Origin of the sequence: Solwaraspora sp. WMMB335, from assembly GCF_049179075.1 — a bacterium.
In the GTDB taxonomy this organism is placed as follows: domain Bacteria; phylum Actinomycetota; class Actinomycetes; order Mycobacteriales; family Micromonosporaceae; genus Micromonospora_E.
On record NZ_JBMHMF010000001.1, the window covers coordinates 1140125 to 1158799 of the forward strand.

Consider the following 18675-nt stretch of genomic DNA (forward strand, 5'->3'; position numbering starts at 1 on the left):
CTATCGGCCGAGGTTGAGCCGGGGCACGGTGAACGTGCCGTTACCGACCGAGTGCACCAACGGCCACAGCTCGCGGGGCCAGCCGGGTTGCCGGGCGGACCGGATGCCCAGGCCGACCGACACCTCCTGCGGCACCTGCGCGCCGAGCAGGATCGTCGCGCCCGGCGCGGTGGCCGCCTGGTCGGCGATCCACTGGGCCGCCACCGCGACGATCTGCGGATAGTCCTGCCACTGGTGGTAGATCTCCCCCGGCCGGGGCAGGTAGCGCCACTCCCGCACCGTCGTCGACGCGGTGTCCGGCAGGCCCAGCCCGGCCGCGTCGTACAGCTCGACGACGATCGGCTCCCGGCCGTTCGACGCCGCCGCGTCGTCGTGCGCGGCCCGCTGCGTCACGTCGACCGGCAACCTGGGCAGCGGGCCGAACTCGTGATGGTTCGTTCGCAGCACCAGCAGCAGCACCTCGCCCGGCTGCTGCTGGTGACCGCCCGCCGTTCCCGTCTCGTCGTCCCGGACGACCTGGAGCTGCGCGGGATGACGCTGCACCCGCAGCTCGCCGAACAATCCACCGTCCGGCCGGTCGACCGGGCTCTGAAAGGTGTGCCCGTCGTCGAGCTGCCCCACCCGCAGCGGCCCCTGCCGACCGAAACTGTCCCGCTGACGGACCCGTAGCGCCCGCCCCCGTTCGTTCGCCGTCACCCGTTGCCCGAACGCCACCGCCACCGGCCACGGTGCCCAGACGAACAGGGACCGGTCCAGCGCGGCGTCCCGGCCGTCCGGGTCGTAGCTCGCCACCTGGAAGTGCCGGACCAGCGTGTCGACGTCACGGCCCCACCGGGTCGCTTCCTTCCCCTGCGGCCACACCGCCGCCCGGTCGAAGGTGCGCAGCGGCGGCACCGGTCGGAACACGGCGAACCGGTCCCGTACGTCGCTGAGGAAGCCTTCCTTCTGCTCCGGGGTCCAACCGGCCGTCACCTCGTTGACGACGTAGGCGACGCCGAGCGTCTCCCGTAGCCGGTTCCGCCACCACCAGAGCATGACACCACTGGCGAGCGTCCCGACCGCCAGAACGCCGAAGGTCACCAGCCAGCCACCCCGGCCCCCGGTCCAGCCCTCGGCGGCCAGGTCGGGCACGATGCCACCGGCCGCGCTGAACGCGGCCGTCGCGACCGTGAAGAACACGCCGATGAACCCGGTGCCCGCCGGACCGGCCAGCCACCGCGCCAAGCGCGCCGGGTCGACGGTCCGGCGGGCAGGTCGCGCCTCCCCCGGCTGTTGCTGCGCCCCTTCGGACACTGGTCACCTCGTCCTCGTCACCGGTACGGTCAGCCGACCGTAACCACTGCACCGGCGTACGCAATCCTCCGGTCGGCCCTGCCCTGGCCCGGACGACAGGCAGTCATGGCCTGTCGGGATACCTGCGGAGCACATCCACCCGCGAGTCTGGTTGCACACGGAAGCCCACAATGAAACGATAAACTTCTATGTTGTACGCCGGAAGCGATGGCGAGCGGCAGTCCCCCGCTGCCCGCTCGGCCACCCGAGCTGACCCCGAGGCGCCCAGTTGCGCGAGGTTGCCGCCGCCCGCATCACGGTGGCGGTAGAGAGGAAAGCCCGATGAGGCTCACCCCCCGTGGCAAAGTCCCACCGTCCCACCTCCGTCGCAGAGCCGGCGCGGCCGCCGTACTCGCCGCGGCGACGGCGATGGCCACCGTGGCGGGAGTCCTGACCGCCCCGCCGCTGCTGGCCGCAACGCCCGACATCACCGTCGACACCGCCTCGTCGTACCAGACGATCGACGGCTTCGGTGCCGCCACACCGATCTTCAGCAGCGGCGGCGCCCAATGGACGACCAGCGAAGCTCAGACGCTCGTCGGCATGGGCCAGGGACAGCTCGGCCTGTCCATCGTCCGGACCGTCGTGTCACCGACGTCGAGCGAGTGGAGCTGGCCGGTCAGCAGCCTGCAGACGGCGAAGTCCTACGGATCCGACGTCAAGATCCTCGCTTCGCCGTGGACGGCTCCGGCGCACTTCAAGACCAACAACAGCCGGGTCAACGGCGGCAAGCTCCGGACCGACTACTACGACGACTACGCCGAACATCTGAACAGCTTCGTGCAGTACATGAAGAATCAGGGCGTCACGATCGACGTGACCTCGATCCAGAACGAGCCGGACTGGCACCCGGACTACGACTCGATGGACTGGACCGGCACCGAGATGCGCAACTTCGTCCGCGACCACGGTGCCAGGGTCACCGACACCGAGCTCATGGTTGGCGAATCGCTGAGATTCGCCCGCTCGTACAGCGACCCCACACTGCAGGACGCCACCGCGCGCAACAACATCGGTTATGTCGGCGGTCACCTGTACGACGCCGAAAACAGCGGAAACCTGTCCCCCTACCCACTGGCGACCCAGTACGGCAAGAACCAGTGGATGACCGAGTGGAACCTGCACGCGGCCGACGGCAGCGGTTCCAACATCTGGGGAGATCCCAGCAACACGGCCGTCTGGAACGAGACCTTGGACGACATCATGCGGACCGTACACAGGTCGATGGAGTCCGGCTGGAGTGCGTACATCTGGTGGTACGGCCGCCGCTTCTACTCCTTCATCGGCGACGGTGAGGCGCAGTACGGGACCACGAAGGGAGCGCCCCTGCGCCGCGGCTACGCGTTCTCCCAGTACGCCAAGTACGTCCGGCCCGGTGACAAGCGGGTCGCCGTCTCGAAGGGTTCGCGGGCGTCCTCTCTGGAGGTGACCGCCTACCAGGGACGGGGCAAGGTCACGTTGGTGATTCTCAACCGCTCGAACAGTACGGTCAACGACGCCGTCGTTCAGGTGCCGCAGAACATCTCGTCGGCCGAATACACCGTCACCTCACGAACCCAGAGCTCCCAGTCCCAACCGGCGAGTGTCAGCGGCGGACAGGTGAGCGTCAACGTCCCTGCCCGGAGCATCTCCACCATCACCCTCACCGAGGGCACCGCACCGCCCACCACCGCACCGCCGACGACGGCACCGCCGACGACCCCACCGCCCACCACCGCACCGCCGACCACGGCACCGCCGACCACCGCGCCACCCGCCGGAGCGTGCCGGGTGACCAACGCGGTCAACGCGTGGAACACCGGGCTGGTCGACAACATCACCATCACCAACACCGGTACGGCCGCCGTCAACGGCTGGTCGCTGCGGTTCACCCTCGCTCCCGGGCAGACCATCACCTCGGGTTGGAACGCCACGTACTCACCCACCAGCGGTCAGGTGACCGCGACGAACCTCAGTTACAACGCCTCCATACCACCAGGAGGCTCGACCAACATCGGCTTCCAGGCCACCCATGGTGGAAACAGCGCCACGCCGAGCGGCTTCAGCCTCAACGGCGCCGCCTGTAGCTGAACACGCGTTCTGGCCGGGTCCGGGAATCCGCCCGGGCCCGGCCAACGCCATCGCACCGTGCCGGAGCTCTCGCGGCGGCCAGGGGAGTACCCCAGTCGACGCTTGACGGACATCGCCGGGCGTCGTGGACTGAAGGTCCCATTGCGGTCCAGCCGTCCTGACCTTGTGTCCCATCCGTTCGGGGGATGTTGTCATGCCGGCGGTCCGTGGAGACCTGAGGAGAGATCAGTCGTGAGATTGAAGCATCGCGGTGTCGTGTTCGCGCTCGGCCTCGCAGCGACGCTGGCAGCGGTCACGCTCGGCGGTCCGCCGGCCGCCGCCGCCCACAGTGCACCAGCATCGGCGGTCTCTGCCCCCGTGGGCCGTACGAGCCAGGCGACCTGGCAGGCTGCGGGACTGTCCGAGGACGGGCAGACCATCTGCACCCGCCCCACCGTGGGCCAACGGAGCTTGGTTCTCATCAGACTCATCGGGACCTGGCCCCAGCTCGAATCGGGCGCGCAGAACCTGCCGGCTGGCTCGTCCTACGAGACGTACCCGATCTACCCGGGATCGAACGACAGCCCCACCCACCTGCGCTCCGCGGTCAACGTGCTCCTTCCAGCGCTGCCGATGGGGACCGAGGGCACCGCCGAGATCTGGCTTTCCGACGGCGTACACACGCAGACCTTCCCGTTCAACATCGTGGTGACCCCGGACTGCACGGGCTTCCGGCTCTGATGCCCGATCCGCACCGGTTTGGCACTGGCGCCCGGGGTTCCGGACGAGAAACCGGGACCCCGGGCGACGGTGCGATGGTCCGGGCCGGCCAGCGGCCCGGGCTGGGTTACAGGTTCAGCGTCCAGCTGTCCAGGTAGCCGGTGTCCAGGCTGGCCGAGTCCTGCACCCGCAGCTTCCAGACACCGTTGGCGACCTCACTCGACAGGTCCCGGGTGTAGGTCTGGAAGATGTTGTCGGTGCTGCCGCCGCTCCGGCTGTGCAGCACGTACGCGCTGCCGTCCGGCGCGATCAGCGACACGGTCAGGTCACCGATCCAGGTGTGGTAGATGCTCACCTCGATGGTGCTGTTCGGTCGGGCGAGACCGGAGCAACCGCTGATCACGACCGAGCTTTCGATGGTGGTGTGGTCGGTGATCGCGTAGTCGGTCGCGTTGGTCTGGCTGCAACCGGGCGGACCGTTGATGGTGAGGGTGAACGTGGCGGTGTGCGAGGTCTCCGGGCCGGTGCCGGTGACGGTCAACGGGTAGATCCCCGGGATCGCGGTGCCGGCGGTGCTCAGGGTGAGCCTGGCCGAGCCGCCGGAGGTGACCGAGGCCGGGGTGAAGGCGGCACGCACGCCGGTCGGCAGCCCGCTGATGCCGAACGTGACGGTGCCCGGCACGCCGACCGTGGTGGTGGTGCTGACGGCGACGGTCACCGAGTCACCCGGGTCGACCGCGCCCGCGCCCGGGCTGACGGTCAGGTCGAAGTCCTGGGTGGGCGGCACGATGTTGCCGACGTAGAGCAGTTCGTTGGGTGAGCCGCTGCCCGGGTTGGTGACGACGCCGCTGGTGGCGTCGGCGACCAGCAGGTCACGGATCTGCGCCGGGGTGTAGGCGGGGTTCGCCGCCACGGCGAGCGCGGCGGCGCCGGCGACGTGCGGGGCCGCCATCGAGGTACCGCTGATGGTGTTGGTGGCGGTGTCGCTGGTGTGCCAGGCCGAGGTGATGCTGCTGCCGGGGGCGAAGATGTCCAGGCAGGTGCCGTAGTTGGAGTAGCTGGCCCGGGCATCGGTGTTGGTGGTCGCACCGACGGTGATCGCCGTCGGGGTGCTGGCCGGCGAGTAGCTGCACGCGTTGGCGCTGGAGTTGCCGGCGGCGATCGAGTAGACGACACCGTCTGCGATGGAGGCGGTGACCGCGTCGTTGGTGGCCTGGTCGAAGCCACCGCCGAGGCTCATGTTCGCGACCGCCGGCTCGCCCGCAGCGTGATCGGCGGTGACCCAGTCGATGCCCGCGATCACCTGCGCGTAGCTGCCGCTGCCGCTGTTGTTCAGCACCCGTACGCCGACCAGGGTGACGTCCTTGGCCACACCGTACGCGGTGCCGCCGACGGTGCCGGCCACGTGCGTGCCGTGACCGTTGCCGTCGTCGGCGCTGCCGCCGTCGACGGCGTCGAAGCCGGTGACCGCCCGGCCGCCGAAGTCGTTGTGGGCGAACCGGATGCCGGTGTCGATGATGTAGGCGGTCACCCCGGACCCGGTGTTCGGGTAGGTGTAGCTGTTGTTGAGCGGCAGCGCGCTCTGGTCGATGCGGTCCAGGCCCCAGGAGGGGGTGGGGGCCTGGGTGCCGGCGAGCGAGACGGTGCGGTTCTGCTGGACGTACTTGACCGCCGGGTTGGCGGCGAGCCGCTTGGCCGCCCTTTCGGTCAGCCGCGCCTCGAAGCCGCGCAGCGCGTCGGTGTAGGTGCGGGCGACGCTGCCGCTGTGCCGGGCAGCGAGGGCCCGGGCCGTCGCACCGACCCTGGTGCGGGCGACCCGGTCGTCCTTGAAGACCACGATGTACGAGTCGGCGACGACCGATTCGCCGCCCGCGTAGAGGATGTCGCCCTTGGCCGGTTCGGCGTTGGCCGGCGCGGCGAGGGCCACCGTGGTGGCTACCGCGGTCGCGGTGAGTACGAGACGCCCGAGGCGTCGGGATGGCCGGGAGAAGATCAACTCCCGTCTCCTTTCCGATGCCCAGCCGGCCCGCTTGTGACAGGCAGGCTGGTGACGGTGTACCTGACTGACACAGATGCTAGGCCCAAATCAGATCGATGTTGAGATATGTGATTTTCGCCTGCGTTCCCGTACGCTGGCGATTTTGGCATCTTTATCCGTCAATGCCTTTCGTTGCGACAGAAAGGTGAAGACAAGACGACGTCAACGATAAATGTGGCAAACTCCGGGCAGCTACCGGGCAACTACCGGGCAGGACGTCTCATTCGCGCCCGGACAAACTCGCGCCCGTGCCGCGCGGTGTGCGGGTTCAGCCCACCGACGGGTGCACGCCGGCCGCATCGAGCACGGCGAGGTTGTCCTCCCGGGCCCGCGCGAACGCCTCGATCTCGTCGACGAACGCGTCCGTCTCGATCCTCGTCGGCTCACCCGCGCCCAGCGCCGTCAGATCGACCTCGGCCCGGTAGACGTACGACGCGTTGCCCTGCAGGGTGGCGTGCCAGGCGGACGGTTCGCCGGCCAGCCAGGCCACCGCGACGCCGCCCGGATTACGCACGGTGATCCGCTCGCCGGGCGCGGCCAGACCGAGCCGGGAATACACCGCCCGGGACGCGACGACGCCCGAGCCGCACGATCGCGTCAGCCCGGCCCCCCGCTCGTACGTCTGCACGTAGATCTCACCGTCGTCGAGCGGATGGATGAACGACAGGTTCGCCCCACGCGGCACGACGTCGGTGGCTGCGCTGATCCGCTGGCCGGTCGCCACCAGTTCGTCCTCGTCGAATTTCTCCACCACCGCCACCAGGTGGTCGTTGGGCACGGCCAGCGCGGTCAGCCCCAGCGTCGGGTGCAGCGCCGGCAGCGGCGTGTCGATGTGCGGCTGCGCGCCGGTGACCACCGGCTCGGCCGGGGCGAAGTCGATCCGCGGCATCTCGACGGCGGTCTGCCGGACCCCTTCTGCGGTCGACTCGGCCCGACGTACGACGAAGTCGGCGCCGCCGGCACGCACCACCGCCTGCTGCTCGTCGCGGGTGTCCAGGACCAGCCGGGCCAGGCAGCGCATCCCGTTGCCGCACAGCTTGGCGAACGATCCGTCGGGGTTGAAGAACGCCGCCTGCGGCACCGCCGGGGCGAGGTCGACGAAGTAGACGCCGTCGGCGCCCAGCGGGCCGGACCGGTCGCACAGCCGGCTGACCAGTCGCGGCACGTCGGCCTCGGCGGCATGGTCGCCGGGGCGGCCCTGGACGATCAGGATGTCGTTCTGCGAACCGTGCGCCTTCAGAACCGACACGCGTGTATTCATCTGGTTGCTCCAACGCCACGACGGATGACCGGACCCGGCCGCCCCACGACCGAGCCCCCGGCGTCCGGCCGAGGTGGTCTCGCGGGTTGTCCGCGACCGTCGGACGCCGGGGATCGAGTGTAGCGCCGGGCAAACCGCTACAGCGGCCAGAGGAATGTCGGTACGCCGGTTCCGGTCACCACGAATCCGAACGTGGTCGAGGCACCGGGGTTGAGGGAGCCGGCCCAGGTCGGGTTGATCACGACGTAGTGCGGCGTGGTCGCGGCGCTCTGGGCGTTCCAGAGGGAGGAAACGGCCGTACCCGCAGGCAGGGTGAACCCCACCTCCCAGCCGGTGATCGGGATGCTGAAGTTGTTGGTGACGGTCACCTCGCCGACGTAGCCGGTCGACCATACGCTGGTTTGAGTGAAGGTGATCGCGGTCGCCTGCGCCGGCGAGGAAACAGCCAACGCGGCCACCGCCCCGACGACAAGAGCCACGAGTACACCCAACATTTTCCGCATGGATCCACCACCATTCCGAAGTCGTGAACGGACTGTATCAAGCCTACTCCGGACATCGAAATAAATCCACGTAGATAAATGCATCAAATGGAGTTGGATAACGGCATACATGCGCACCCCGCCATCGAACACCCCGGACGAGACATCTCGTTGGTTGACGACAATGTGACGGCAACAATGTAACTGTCCTCCGATGAAACGGATGTCGTCAATCGGCCGCGTTCACGGCGTCCACGGTGAACAGGGCGGCCTGTGCCGGCGCGAGCAGCGGTGCCGGTAGGCCGACCTCGGCGAGCACCCGGCCGGACAGGGTGACGTCGCCGGATCTCAGCCAGCCGGGCGGCGTCACCTGTATCGCCGTTGGCTGCGGCCCGAAGTCCAGTGGGCGGACCGTGTAGCAGCGGTCCGGGTCGAGCCCGGCGAGCCGCAGCGGCACCGGCACCGCGCTTCGTGGTGCGTCCAACGCCACCAGGGCGAACACACCCGTCGACCGGTCGGCGGCGACCACCCCGTGCACCTGGCGGCCCGGATCGGGGCTGTCGTCGCGCACCAGGGTGCCGGTGTGCAGCAGTGGCCGCAGCCGCTTGTAGCAGGCGATCCACCGGGCCACGTACCCACGCTCCAAAGCGGTCGCGGCGGTGAGGTCCCACTCGATGCCGGCGTGGCCGAACAGCGCGGTGGCGAGCCGGAACCCCAGGTCCGTGGCCCGCCCGGTGATGTGGGCCGTGCCCGCGCCGAGGTGCCCGCCGAGGAACTCCAGCGGCATCAGCACGCTGGTCCAGCGCGTGATCCGCTGCCGGTCCACCGGGTCGTTGGTGTCGGAGGTCCAGAACCGGTCGACCAGGTCGAGGACACCCAGATCGATCCGGCCGCCACCGGAGGCGCAGCTTTCGATCTCCAGACCCGGGAAGGACGCCCGCAGGGCGGCGATCAGCCGGTAGGCCGCCAGGGTCTGCCGGTGCGCGCCGCCGGCGGCCAGCAGGTCCCGGTTGTGGTCCCATTTCAGAAACGCGATCGGGTACGTGGCGAGCAACGCGCTCAGCCGGTCCAGGACGTGCTCGTACGCGTCAGGCCGGGTCAGGTCGAGCACCCGCTGATGCCGCCAGGTGGGTGTGTCCGGCGCGCCGAGCACCCAGTCGGGGTGGGCGCGGGCGAGATCGGAATCCGGACTGACCATCTCCGGTTCGACCCACAGCCCGAAGTCCATGCCCCGGGCCCGCACCCGGTCGATCAGCGGGTGCAGCCCGTCCGGCCAGCGGTGCGGGTCGACGTACCAGTCACCGAGCGCACGCCGGTCGTCGGTACGCCCGGTGAACCAACCGTCGTCGAGGACGAAGCGTTCCACCCCGACCTCGGCGGCGACGTCGACGAGCCGGTCGAGCCGGTCACGGTCCTGGTCGAAGTAGACCGCCTCCCAGGTGTTGAGTACCACCGGGCGGTGGCCGCGCGCCGGCCGCCGGGACCGGATCCACGAGTGCAGGCGGGCCGACAACCCGTCCAGACCAGCGCCGGACCAGGCGGCGACGACCCACGGGGTGGTGTAGGCGTCCTGCGGTGCCAGCCGCATCTCGCCGGCGGCGAGCAGCTCGCCCGCGCCGAGCAGGCTCTGCCCACTCGGCTGCCGTTCGACCCAGAGCCGCTTGTCGCCGCTCCAGGCCAGGTGCGCCGCCCACACCTCGCCGCCACGGAAGCCGAACCCGGGCGTACCGGCGATCATCAGGTACGGGTCGTCATGACCGGGGCGGCCGTGGCGGCTCTCCCGGCTCCACGCGCCCTGGCGCATGTTCGCCCGCTGCGGGCGGCGTTCCTGCGCCCACTGGCCGGTGAAGTCGAGCAGCTCGTCGGCGCGATCGGGCACCGGCAGCAGCACGTCCAGCGAGGCAAGGTGCAACGATTCGGCGGCGGTGTTGCACACCCGGTGACGCATCCGCAGGACGCCATGTTCGGTCAGCTCGATCTCGGTGCTCACCCGCAGCCCGCCGTCGACGGCCACCGACTCGACGGTCAGCCGCTGCCCACCGGCACGGCGTACCGCCTGCAGCCGTAACCCGTCGACGCACCTGGCGACGGCTCCCGCGCTGGCCGATCCGGCCTCGCCCGCCACCCAGTACCCGGCGATGCCGGGTCGGCCGGTCCAGCCCTGCCCGGCGGTCGGCAGCAGGCTGAGCCGCAGTGGATGGTCGACCGCGCTGGGCGGCACCGGGGGCACCGCGGCGTCGGCGAGCGTGGCCAACTCGGGCTCGGCGAGGTCACCCAGGTCGGCACCCCAGTGCAGGACGACCGGTGGGTGCGGGCCGCGGGCGTCCAACACCAGGCTGGTGCCCGCCGCCCGGAGGTACGCGATCACATCGACGAAGCGTAGCCGGTCGCCGGCGTGCTGCCGGACAGCGCCGAGGCCGCGGCGGTCATCGGCAAGACGCGCGACGCGGCAGCCGGCTGACCTGCCCCAGTCCAGCCGAATGCGTTTATTCTTCTCTTTCACGAGCGGCGGCGGGTGCGACAATTCATCAGGTTAATAAACAAGAAACAGTCGCCCCAACCGCACCTGCAACCAGCATCGACGCTCTTCACGTGCTACAAACGCAGCTAGCACGTACCCCGTTGGATGAAACACGAAAGGGGCAATCTCCGTTGAGGCTTATTCAGTTTTCCGCCCGGCGGAAAGGCGGCGCGCACCGGGCCGCCGAACCGCGTTCAGCGGGCACCCGTAAAAAGCGATTGATACTCGGATCCGTCGTGGCCTCGGCACTGGTCACGGGTGCCACCGTCGCGCCTCAGGCCTACGCGGCGGAATTCACCGGTCCAGGCGTTCGCACCAGTGTCGTCGACGCGGCCACCGGTGAACCGGTGGCCGACATCTGCGTCTTCGCGGTGCCGGTATTCACTCTCAGTTTCTCCGGCCTGTGCCCGACCCGCAGCGATTCCCGGGGTCGGGTCGACGTTGCGGTTCCCGGGCCCGGCTCCTACAACCTGTTCGTGCTGCCCGACTCCGGCAGCCAATACGGGGCGCAATGGGTGAGCCAGACCGGTGGCACCGGGACGCAGAAAGAGGCGCGCTGGTTCACGTTCACCGCGGACGAGATCCTGCCGGGACCGACGATCAGACTCGACCACCGATCGGTGATCACCGGTGCGGTCAGCGACGCCGACGACGCGCCCGCCGTGCACGGGACGGTCGGGATCGTCGCGCCGGTCCCGGACGGCTCCCGCGACCCGCGCTACTCCCTGGTCGGCGAGGACGGCACGTTCGTCATCGACTGGCTGGGCCCGTACGACTGGCCGTTGCTGTTCAGCGCCGACGGGTACCCGTACCAGTGGAGCGGTCATGTCGGCAACCGGCTGCGCGCCGAGCTCGTCTCCGCGGATCCCAACGCGCTGCCGTACGACTACCAGCTCGAAAGCGGCACCGAGGTCACCGTGGAGATCCCCGACCCGCCGCAGGGCCCCGGCTATCTGGTCCTGCACAACCAGGCCACGAAGGATCCGGTCGCCGTCGCCGAGTTGGCGGCGGCAGCCACCAGTGCCCAACTCGTCGTCCTGCCCCGGCAGCCGGTGAAGATCTCCTGCCTGTGCACCGGCGAGCTGCGCTGGCATGGTGGCACCGACTTCGCCACCGCGATCGCCGAGCCGATCCGTACGAACGGGCCGCAGACGATCACCTTCGCGCTGCCCAGCTGACCCGGCCCGACCATCCGGTACGGCCCGTGGGTCCACGTCGACCTGCGGGCCGTACCGTCGCGGGGCGGCACCGTAGTCACGCAAGAGATTCGTTTGACTACGTGAAGTACAATTAGGTGCCTACGATCACCCGGCGGCGGGGGAGGCGTACGGCATGCGACGGTGGTGGTACGGGCCGGTGCTGGCGGCCATGATCCTGGCAGCGACCACGGGGTGCCTGCCCCCACCGAGAGACGGCGACGGCGCTCTCACCGACAGCTGGGCGGCGTTCGAGACACCGACACCCTTCCTGCCGCAGGTCGGCGTGTGCCACCCGTCCTCCACCAGCGACATCGGCCACCGCGACGACTACACGCCGGTCGACTGTGGCCAGCCGCACGACGTGGAGACCATCTTCGTCGGTATCTTCACCGGCGCGCACGCCGTCGACGACGACGCTCCGGCGGCCGGCTCCGCGGCCCGGCACGCCGCCCGCGAGGTCTGCGACCAGCGGGCCGAGGAGTTCCTCGGTGCCCCCTGGCAGACCGGACGAATCCGGCTACGGGTCGTCGTACCGTCGTCACCGGCCTGGCAGGGCGGTGCCCGCTGGTATCGGTGCGACGTGGGCGAGATGACCAGCATGGAGGACCGCAGTTTCGTCCCGCGCACCTCCAGTCTGGCCAACGCCCTGGCCGGGGACGCGCCACTGCGGTGGGGCTGCTTCACCCCCGAGTCCGTCGCTGGCGGAGAAGTCGGCGACCTCGTACCGGTCGCCTGCTCACAGCCGCATCAAAGTGAGTTCGCCGGGGTCTACGCCGAGCAGGACCTCGCCTACGACGAATTCGCCGGCAACGCCGACCAGGTGCACGAGCGGTGCCGCCGGGTGGTCGCCAGCTACGCCGGCCTGCCCATCGACGACGACCTGCGGTACCGCTTCGGCACCATCTACGACTATCCGTTCAAGGACGAGTGGGACGACGGCAACCAGGTGGTCCGGTGCCTGCTCTGGCGTGACGATCCGGCACTGACCGGGTCGGCCCGGGGCGGCGGCACCGAGTTCCTGCCCATCCGCTACGAGTGAGTGCTTCCCGCGGGCTCACCCGGTGCGGCGCAGCACCGCCAGGAACATCGCGTCGGTACCGTGCCGGTGTGGCCACAGCTGCACCGACGGGCCGTCCCCGAGGCCCGGCATTCCGGCCGGCAACAGCGGGCGGGCGTCGACGAAATCCACCGGTACGCCGCACCGGCGCGCCGCCTCGGTCACCGACACGTGCGTCTCCACCCGGTGCGGCGAACACGTGACGTACGCCAGCACACCGCCGGGCCGGGTCGCCCGCAGGCCGGCCACGAGCAACTCGCGCTGCAGCCGGGTCAGCGGCGGCAGATCCGCCGGCTGCCGGCGCCAGCGGGACTCGGGACGGCGGCGCAGCGAACCGAGCCCGGTGCACGGCGCGTCGACCAGCACCCGGTCGAACGACGCCGCCGGCAACTCCTGGCCAGCCCCGACCCGGCGGCCGTCCATCGCGTGCACCGTCACCGGCAGGCCGCGTACCGACTGCTCCACCAGGCGCGCCCGGTGCTCGGCGACCTCGATCGCGGTGACACCGGCCCCCCGGCCGGCGGCGAGGGCACCGAGCAGCGCGGCCTTGCCCCCCGGCCCGGCACACAGGTCCAACCAGCGGGCGTCGGAGCCTTCCGAGACCGGGGCGGCGGCCAGCGCCACGGTCACCAGCTGGGAGCCCTCGTCCTGCACGTGGGCCCGCCGCTGCCGGATCGCCGGCAACTCGCCCGGCGCGCCGCCGGACAGGTAGACCGCGTACGGGGAGAACGCCCCTGGCGCCCCGCCGACCTCGTCGGCCAACTCGACCGCGTCGGCCCGGCCCGGCCGGGCGCACAGATGCACCGACGGCCGGTCGTTGTCCTCGATCAGCAGGCGGACGGTCTCGTCCAGGTCATTGCCGAGTGCCTCGGCGAACGCCCGAACGATCCACACGGGATGGTGGTACGTCACCGCCAGATTGCCGATCGGATCGGCGGCGGGGTCCGGGGCCAGCTCCTCGATCCAGGCATCCAGATGCCGGCTGGACACCTCACGCAGTACGGCGTTGGCGAACCCGACCGCACCGGGCGCCACGTTGTGCACCAGATCCACCGTCACCGACACAGCGGCGTGCGGCGGGACCCGGGTGTGCAGCAGTTGGTACGCACCCAGCCGTAGCGCGTCGCGGGCCGGCGGGTCGATCCGGGCCACCTCGCGTCCGGACGCCCGCTCGATGATCAGGTCGAGGGTGCCGAGCAGCCGCAGCGTGCCGTACACCAGTTCAGTGGCGAACGCGGCGTCCCGGCCGGACAGCTCGCGCTCACGCAGGATCGTCGGCAGCACCAGGTTGGCGTACGCGGCGTCGCGCTGCACCGCCGCGACCGCCTCGTACGCGGCGTCGCGCGCCGGATCGATCCGCCGCCGACCATGCCGCGCCCGTTCTCCCCGGCCGCCCCGCTCTGACGCTCGCTCACTCCTCGCGCTCGCCGAGCCCTCCGTCCGCTCACGACTGCGGGGCTCACTCGCTGACGCTCGCTCACTCCTCGCGCTCGCCGAGCCCTCCGTCCGCTCACGACTGCGGGGCTCACTCGCTGACGCTCGCTCACTCCTCGCGCTCGCCGAGCCCTCCATCGTGCTCATCGGAGGAACTCACCGGTGGTGACGCGGGCACCGCGGGCCCAGTCGGCGGCGGGCATCGCCTTCTTTCCGGCCGCACGGACCTCGCCGAGCGCGACCGGCACCGACGCCGTGCCGGCCAGCAGCCGGTTGCGTTCCACCAGCAACTCCCCTGGTTTCAGGTCGGGTCCGTCGGGCACCGGCCGCACCGGACCGAGCTTGACCCGCTCGTCGCGCCACGTGGTCCACGCCCCCGGTGCCGGTGTGCACGCCCGCACCCGCCGGTCCACCGCGAACGCCGGATCGCCCCACCGCAGCTGCGCGTCCTCGACGGTCAGCTTGGGCGCGAGCGAGACCCCGTCGCCGGGCTGCGGCACCGCCCGTGCGGTGCCAGCGGCGATCGCGTCCAGGACCGCCACCAGTAACTGTGCACCGCTGTGCGCCAGCCGCTCCAGCAGATCGCCGGCCGTGTCGGTGGGCGCGATCTCGTCGGTGACGGTGCCGTACACGGGACCGGTGTCCAGCCCTTCTTCCAGTTGGAACACGCTGGCCCCGGTGACCTCGTCGCCGTGCAGCACCGCGTGCTGCACCGGCGCGGCGCCCCGCCACGCCGGCAGCAACGAGAAGTGCAGGTTCAGCCACCCGTGGGTGGGGACGGCGAGAGCAACCGGCGGAACCAGTGCGCCGTAGGCGACCACCGGTGCGCAGTCGGGTGCCAACGCGGTCAGCCGATCGAGGAACTCCGGCTCCCGTGGCCGTCGCGGGGTGAGCACCTCGACGCCACGTTCGTCGGCCCAGGCGCCCACCGGCGAGCGCACCAGCCGCCGACCCCGGCCGGCGGGGGCGTCCGGCCTGGTCACCACGGCGATCAGGTCGTGGCTGGAGGCGGCGATCGCCGCCAGCGCGGGTACGGCGACGGCCGGGGTACCGGCGAAGACCAGTCGCACGCGATCAGCCCCCCAGCCCGAACGGACTTCTCGACCCGCGCCCCAACCCACCGGCCGGCGAGCGGTGCGGGCTGACCTTGACCGTCGGCGGCGCGGCGTCGTCGTACCAGTCCGCCTCCCGGATGGCCTTCATCGCCTCCTTGCGGGTGGCGGGGTCGAGCCGGTCGAGAAAGAGCACCCCGTCGAGATGGTCGGTCTCGTGCTGGACACAGCGTGCCATCAGACCGGTGCCCACGATCTGCATCGGGTCGCCGTACTCGTTGAAGCCCTTCGCCACGACGTTGTTCCGGCGCTTGGTGTCGAAGTAGAGCCCCGGGATGGACAGGCAGCCCTCCGGGCCGTCCTGTTCCTCGGCGTCGGGGAAGTCGAGCACCGGGTTGATCAGATGGCCCAGGACGTCGTCGACGTGGAAGGCGAACACCCGCAGCCCGACCCCCAGCTGAGGGGCGGCGAGGCCGGCGCCGTTCTGCTCGACCATCGTGTCGGTGAGGTCGGCGACGAGCCCGCGCAGCTCGGCGTCGAAATCGACGACAGCCTCGGCCGGGGTGCGCAGCACCGGGTCGCCGAAGAGTCGGATGGGCTGGACGGTCACGCGGTCAGGCTCCTTGTCGTGGACGACGGTGCCTCCAGTCTACGGACGTCCGCCGACGCCGGTGACGCTCGTGTGGGCAACCGGCGCCCGGTGCCACGCCGGTCCCCGACGGCCGGCTTGCCGCCCAGATGAGCCGATCGGGCGAGTGAACGTGGACAAGAGCTGGCCGACGAACCCGACGAAGGATGGAACCGGGCGTCCCAGGCGCTGACCGCACTGATCCTGACCTATTGACGCGACGGTGATCCGGCCGTAATACTCCGAGTCTGTTAGCGCTCACATAGACGAAACTTACAGTTGTTGCGACCCGCAGGGGGCACCTCATGTTCCGACGATCGCCCCGACCAGGCCCGGGCGGACCACCACGGCCAGGTTTGGTGGCCGGCACGCTGCTGGTTGGCGCGCTGGTCGCCAGCACCCTCGCCGCCGCCGCACCGGGCCTGGCCGACCCGCCACAGCCGGATCCGGAATACACGATCACCGTCGATCCGGCCGCTGCCGGCGTGCCGATCAGTGACACCATGTACGGGGTCTTCTTCGAGGACATCAACTACGCCGCCGACGGCGGCCTCTACGCTGAACTGGTCCGCAACCGGTCCTTCGAGTTCCTGCCGGTGGACAACCAGTCCTTTACCGGGCTGACCGCCTGGACCCCGGACAGCGAGGCCGGCGGAGCCGGTGTCGCGACCCCCGTCGACGACGCCGAGCGCCTCAACGACCGCAACCGCACCTACCTGCGACTCGACCTGGACAACAGCACCGGCGGACGCTACGGGGTGACCAACTCCGGCTACAACAGCGGGATCGCGGTCGAGGCCGGCGACCGCTACGACTTCTCGGTCTGGGCCCGCACCGACGCACCCGGCAACCAGCTGACGGTCAGGCTGGTCGACGTCGACGGGCGCCGGCTCGCCGAACCGCAACGGTTCAGCGTCCGAGGCGACACCTGGACCAGGTACACCGCCACCTTCACCGCCCACCGGACCTCCGATGCCGGTCGGCTGGCGGTGCTCGCCGGCGGCACCGGCACCGTACGGCTGGACATGGTGTCGTTGTTCCCTCGGGAAACCTTCCGGGGCCGCGCCAACGGCCTGCGCAAGGACCTGGCCCAGAAGATCGAGGCGCTGCGGCCGGGCTTCGTCCGCTTCCCCGGCGGGTGTCTGGTCAACACCGGCAGCATGTACGGCTACGACGCCGGGTCGGACTGGGAACGCGCCCGATCCTTCCAGTGGAAGGACACCGTCGGCCCGGTGGAGACCCGGGCCACGAACGCCAACTTCTGGGGCTACAACCAGTCGTACGGGCTGGGCTACTTCGAGTACTTCCAGTTCGCCGAGGACATCGGCGCGATGCCGCTGCCGGTGGTGCCGGCCCTGGTCACCGGCTGCGGTCAGAACCAGGCCACCGTCGACGAGGAGTTGCTGGCCCGGCACATCTCCGACACCTTGGACCTGATCGAGTTCGCCACCGGCCCGGCCACCTCCACCTGGGGCGGGCTGCGCGCCGAGATGGGCCATCCGGAACCGTTCGGCCTCACCCACCTCGGCGTCGGCAACGAGGAGAACCTGCCCGACGAGTTCTTCGCCAACTTCCAGCGGTTCCGGTCGGCGATCGAGGCGGAGCACCCGGAGATCACCGTGATCAGCAACTCCGGCCCGGACGACCAGGGTGCCACCTTCGATCGGCTCTGGCAGCTCAACCGCGCCGCCGGGGTGGACATGGTCGACGAGCACTACTACAACAGCCCGGCCTGGTTCCTGCAGCACAACGACCGCTACGACAGCTACGACCGCACCGGGCCGAAGGTGTTCCTCGGCGAGTACGCCTCCCGGGACAGCAAGCTGTTCAACTCGCTGGCCGAGGCGGCCTACATGACCGGGCTGGAGCGCAACGCCGACATCGTCGAGATGGCCTCGTACGCCCCGCTGCTGGCCAACATCGACAACGTGCAGTGGCGGCCGGACCTGATCTGGTTCGACAACGACGAGTCCTGGGGCACCACCAGTTACCAGGTGCAGAAGCTGTTCATGACCAACGTCGGCGACCGGACGGTGCCGAGCGAGGCGACCGGGCCGACCATCGGCGCCCAGCCGATCACCGGCCGAATCGGCCTGTCCACCTGGGCCACCTCGGCGACCTACGACGACGTGAAGGTCACCACCCCGGACGGCACGGTGCTGTTCAGCGACGACTTCTCCGCCGGGGCGCAGAATTGGACGCCGGTCGCCAACCGGGGCAACTGGGCGGTGGTCGACGGCGCGTACACCCAGAGCGACACCGCCGCGCTGGACACCATGGTCGCTGCCGCCGAGATCACCGCCACCGACTACGACCTGTCCTTGACCGCCACGAAGAACGCCGGGGCGGAGGGCTTCCTCATCGGCTTCGGCGTCAAGGACGCCGGCACCTTCTACTGGTGGAACCTCGGCGGCTGGAACAACACCCAGGGCGCGGTGGAGAAGGCCACCAACGGGGCCAAGGAGACGCTGATCGCCAAACCGAACCAGGTCGCCACCGGCACCACGTACGACGTCACCGTCCAGGTCCGGGGCAACCACGTCACCCTGATCCTCGACGGACAGGTGTGGGGCGAGTTCGTCGACGACCGGGCCACCCACCCGTTCGCCCAGGTCGTCACCCGCGACGAGGCCACCGGAGACCTGCTGGTCAAGGTGGTCAACGCGCAGGAGAAGGCGGCGGTCACCCAGATCGACCTGGGCGACCTGCCGGTGCGGTCGCAGGCCCGGATGACCGTGATCAGCGGCGACCCCGGCCAGCAGAACACCCGCTCGGCCGAGCCGATCCAGCCGGTCACCACCCAGCTCACCGGCGTGGCGTCCCGTTTCACACACACCTTCGAGCCGTACTCCGTGACCTTCATCCGCATCCGCACCCAGTGAGGTGACCCAATGACGAATGA

At 70.2% G+C, this 18675-nt stretch carries 13 protein-coding genes; 5 read left to right on the forward strand and 8 right to left on the reverse strand.

Features of this window, described 5'->3' with window-relative positions:
- Complete coding sequence (locus ACN27F_RS04360; RefSeq protein ID WP_421431318.1) at positions 1-1293, reverse strand: hypothetical protein; 1293 nt, start codon at positions 1291-1293, stop codon at positions 1-3.
- A gap of 321 nt (positions 1294-1614) precedes the next feature.
- On the opposite strand from ACN27F_RS04360, the gene ACN27F_RS04365 reads away from it, so the two are divergent.
- Together ACN27F_RS04365 and ACN27F_RS04370 are read left to right on the forward strand one after the other, a co-directional pair.
- Positions 1615-3402, forward strand: a complete 1788-nt coding sequence (locus ACN27F_RS04365; protein ID WP_421431319.1) for a cellulose binding domain-containing protein — start codon at positions 1615-1617, stop codon at positions 3400-3402.
- A 231-nt stretch (positions 3403-3633) separates the two neighbouring features.
- Positions 3634-4122 carry a DUF5980 family protein gene (locus ACN27F_RS04370; RefSeq protein ID WP_421431320.1) on the forward strand — a complete coding sequence of 163 codons (489 nt, stop codon included), beginning with the start codon at positions 3634-3636 and terminating at the stop codon, positions 4120-4122.
- 106 nt (positions 4123-4228) lie between these two features.
- On the opposite strand, the gene ACN27F_RS04375 is transcribed toward ACN27F_RS04370, so the two are convergent.
- The 4 genes from ACN27F_RS04375 to ACN27F_RS04390 form a co-directional block, all read right to left on the reverse strand.
- The gene (locus ACN27F_RS04375) at positions 4229-6097 is read right to left on the reverse strand and encodes a S8 family peptidase (protein WP_421431321.1); all 1869 of its coding nucleotides are present in this window, start codon (positions 6095-6097) and stop codon (positions 4229-4231) included.
- 310 nt (positions 6098-6407) lie between these two features.
- Positions 6408-7400: a diaminopimelate epimerase gene (dapF, locus tag ACN27F_RS04380; RefSeq protein WP_421431322.1), complete on the reverse strand. Its 993-nt coding sequence runs from the start codon at positions 7398-7400 to the stop codon at positions 6408-6410.
- Between the two features lie 137 nt (positions 7401-7537).
- Positions 7538-7903 carry a cellulose binding domain-containing protein gene (locus tag ACN27F_RS04385; protein WP_421431323.1) on the reverse strand — a complete coding sequence of 122 codons (366 nt, stop codon included), beginning with the start codon at positions 7901-7903 and terminating at the stop codon, positions 7538-7540.
- A gap of 208 nt (positions 7904-8111) precedes the next feature.
- Positions 8112-10250, reverse strand: a complete 2139-nt coding sequence (locus tag ACN27F_RS04390) for an alpha-galactosidase (protein ID WP_421431324.1) — start codon at positions 10248-10250, stop codon at positions 8112-8114.
- A 389-nt stretch (positions 10251-10639) separates the two neighbouring features.
- Here ACN27F_RS04390 and ACN27F_RS04395 point away from each other — a divergent pair, with 389 nt between their 5' ends.
- A complete protein-coding gene (locus tag ACN27F_RS04395) occupies positions 10640-11581 on the forward strand; it encodes a hypothetical protein (protein ID WP_421431325.1) in 942 nt (313 codons plus the stop codon).
- A gap of 154 nt (positions 11582-11735) precedes the next feature.
- Positions 11736-12641 carry a septum formation family protein gene (locus tag ACN27F_RS04400; RefSeq protein WP_421431326.1) on the forward strand — a complete coding sequence of 302 codons (906 nt, stop codon included), beginning with the start codon at positions 11736-11738 and terminating at the stop codon, positions 12639-12641.
- Positions 12642-12656: 15 nt separating this feature from the next.
- Here ACN27F_RS04400 and ACN27F_RS04405 read toward each other — a convergent pair whose 3' ends face one another.
- The 3 genes from ACN27F_RS04405 to def are packed head-to-tail and all read right to left on the reverse strand — an operon-like array spanning position 12657 to position 15755.
- Entirely contained in the window at positions 12657-14231 is a 1575-nt protein-coding gene (locus tag ACN27F_RS04405; RefSeq protein WP_421439955.1) for a transcription antitermination factor NusB, read from the reverse strand.
- A 5-nt stretch (positions 14232-14236) separates the two neighbouring features.
- A complete protein-coding gene (gene fmt / locus ACN27F_RS04410) occupies positions 14237-15163 on the reverse strand; it encodes a methionyl-tRNA formyltransferase (RefSeq protein ID WP_421431327.1) in 927 nt (308 codons plus the stop codon).
- Positions 15164-15167: 4 nt separating this feature from the next.
- A complete protein-coding gene (gene def / locus ACN27F_RS04415; protein WP_421431328.1) occupies positions 15168-15755 on the reverse strand; it encodes a peptide deformylase in 588 nt (195 codons plus the stop codon).
- A gap of 377 nt (positions 15756-16132) precedes the next feature.
- Between def and ACN27F_RS04420 the strand changes: the two genes are divergently transcribed.
- Positions 16133-18655 (forward strand): alpha-L-arabinofuranosidase C-terminal domain-containing protein, encoded by a 2523-nt coding sequence (locus ACN27F_RS04420; protein ID WP_421431329.1) that lies wholly within the window; start codon positions 16133-16135, stop codon positions 18653-18655.
- Positions 18656-18675 lie beyond the last annotated feature (20 nt).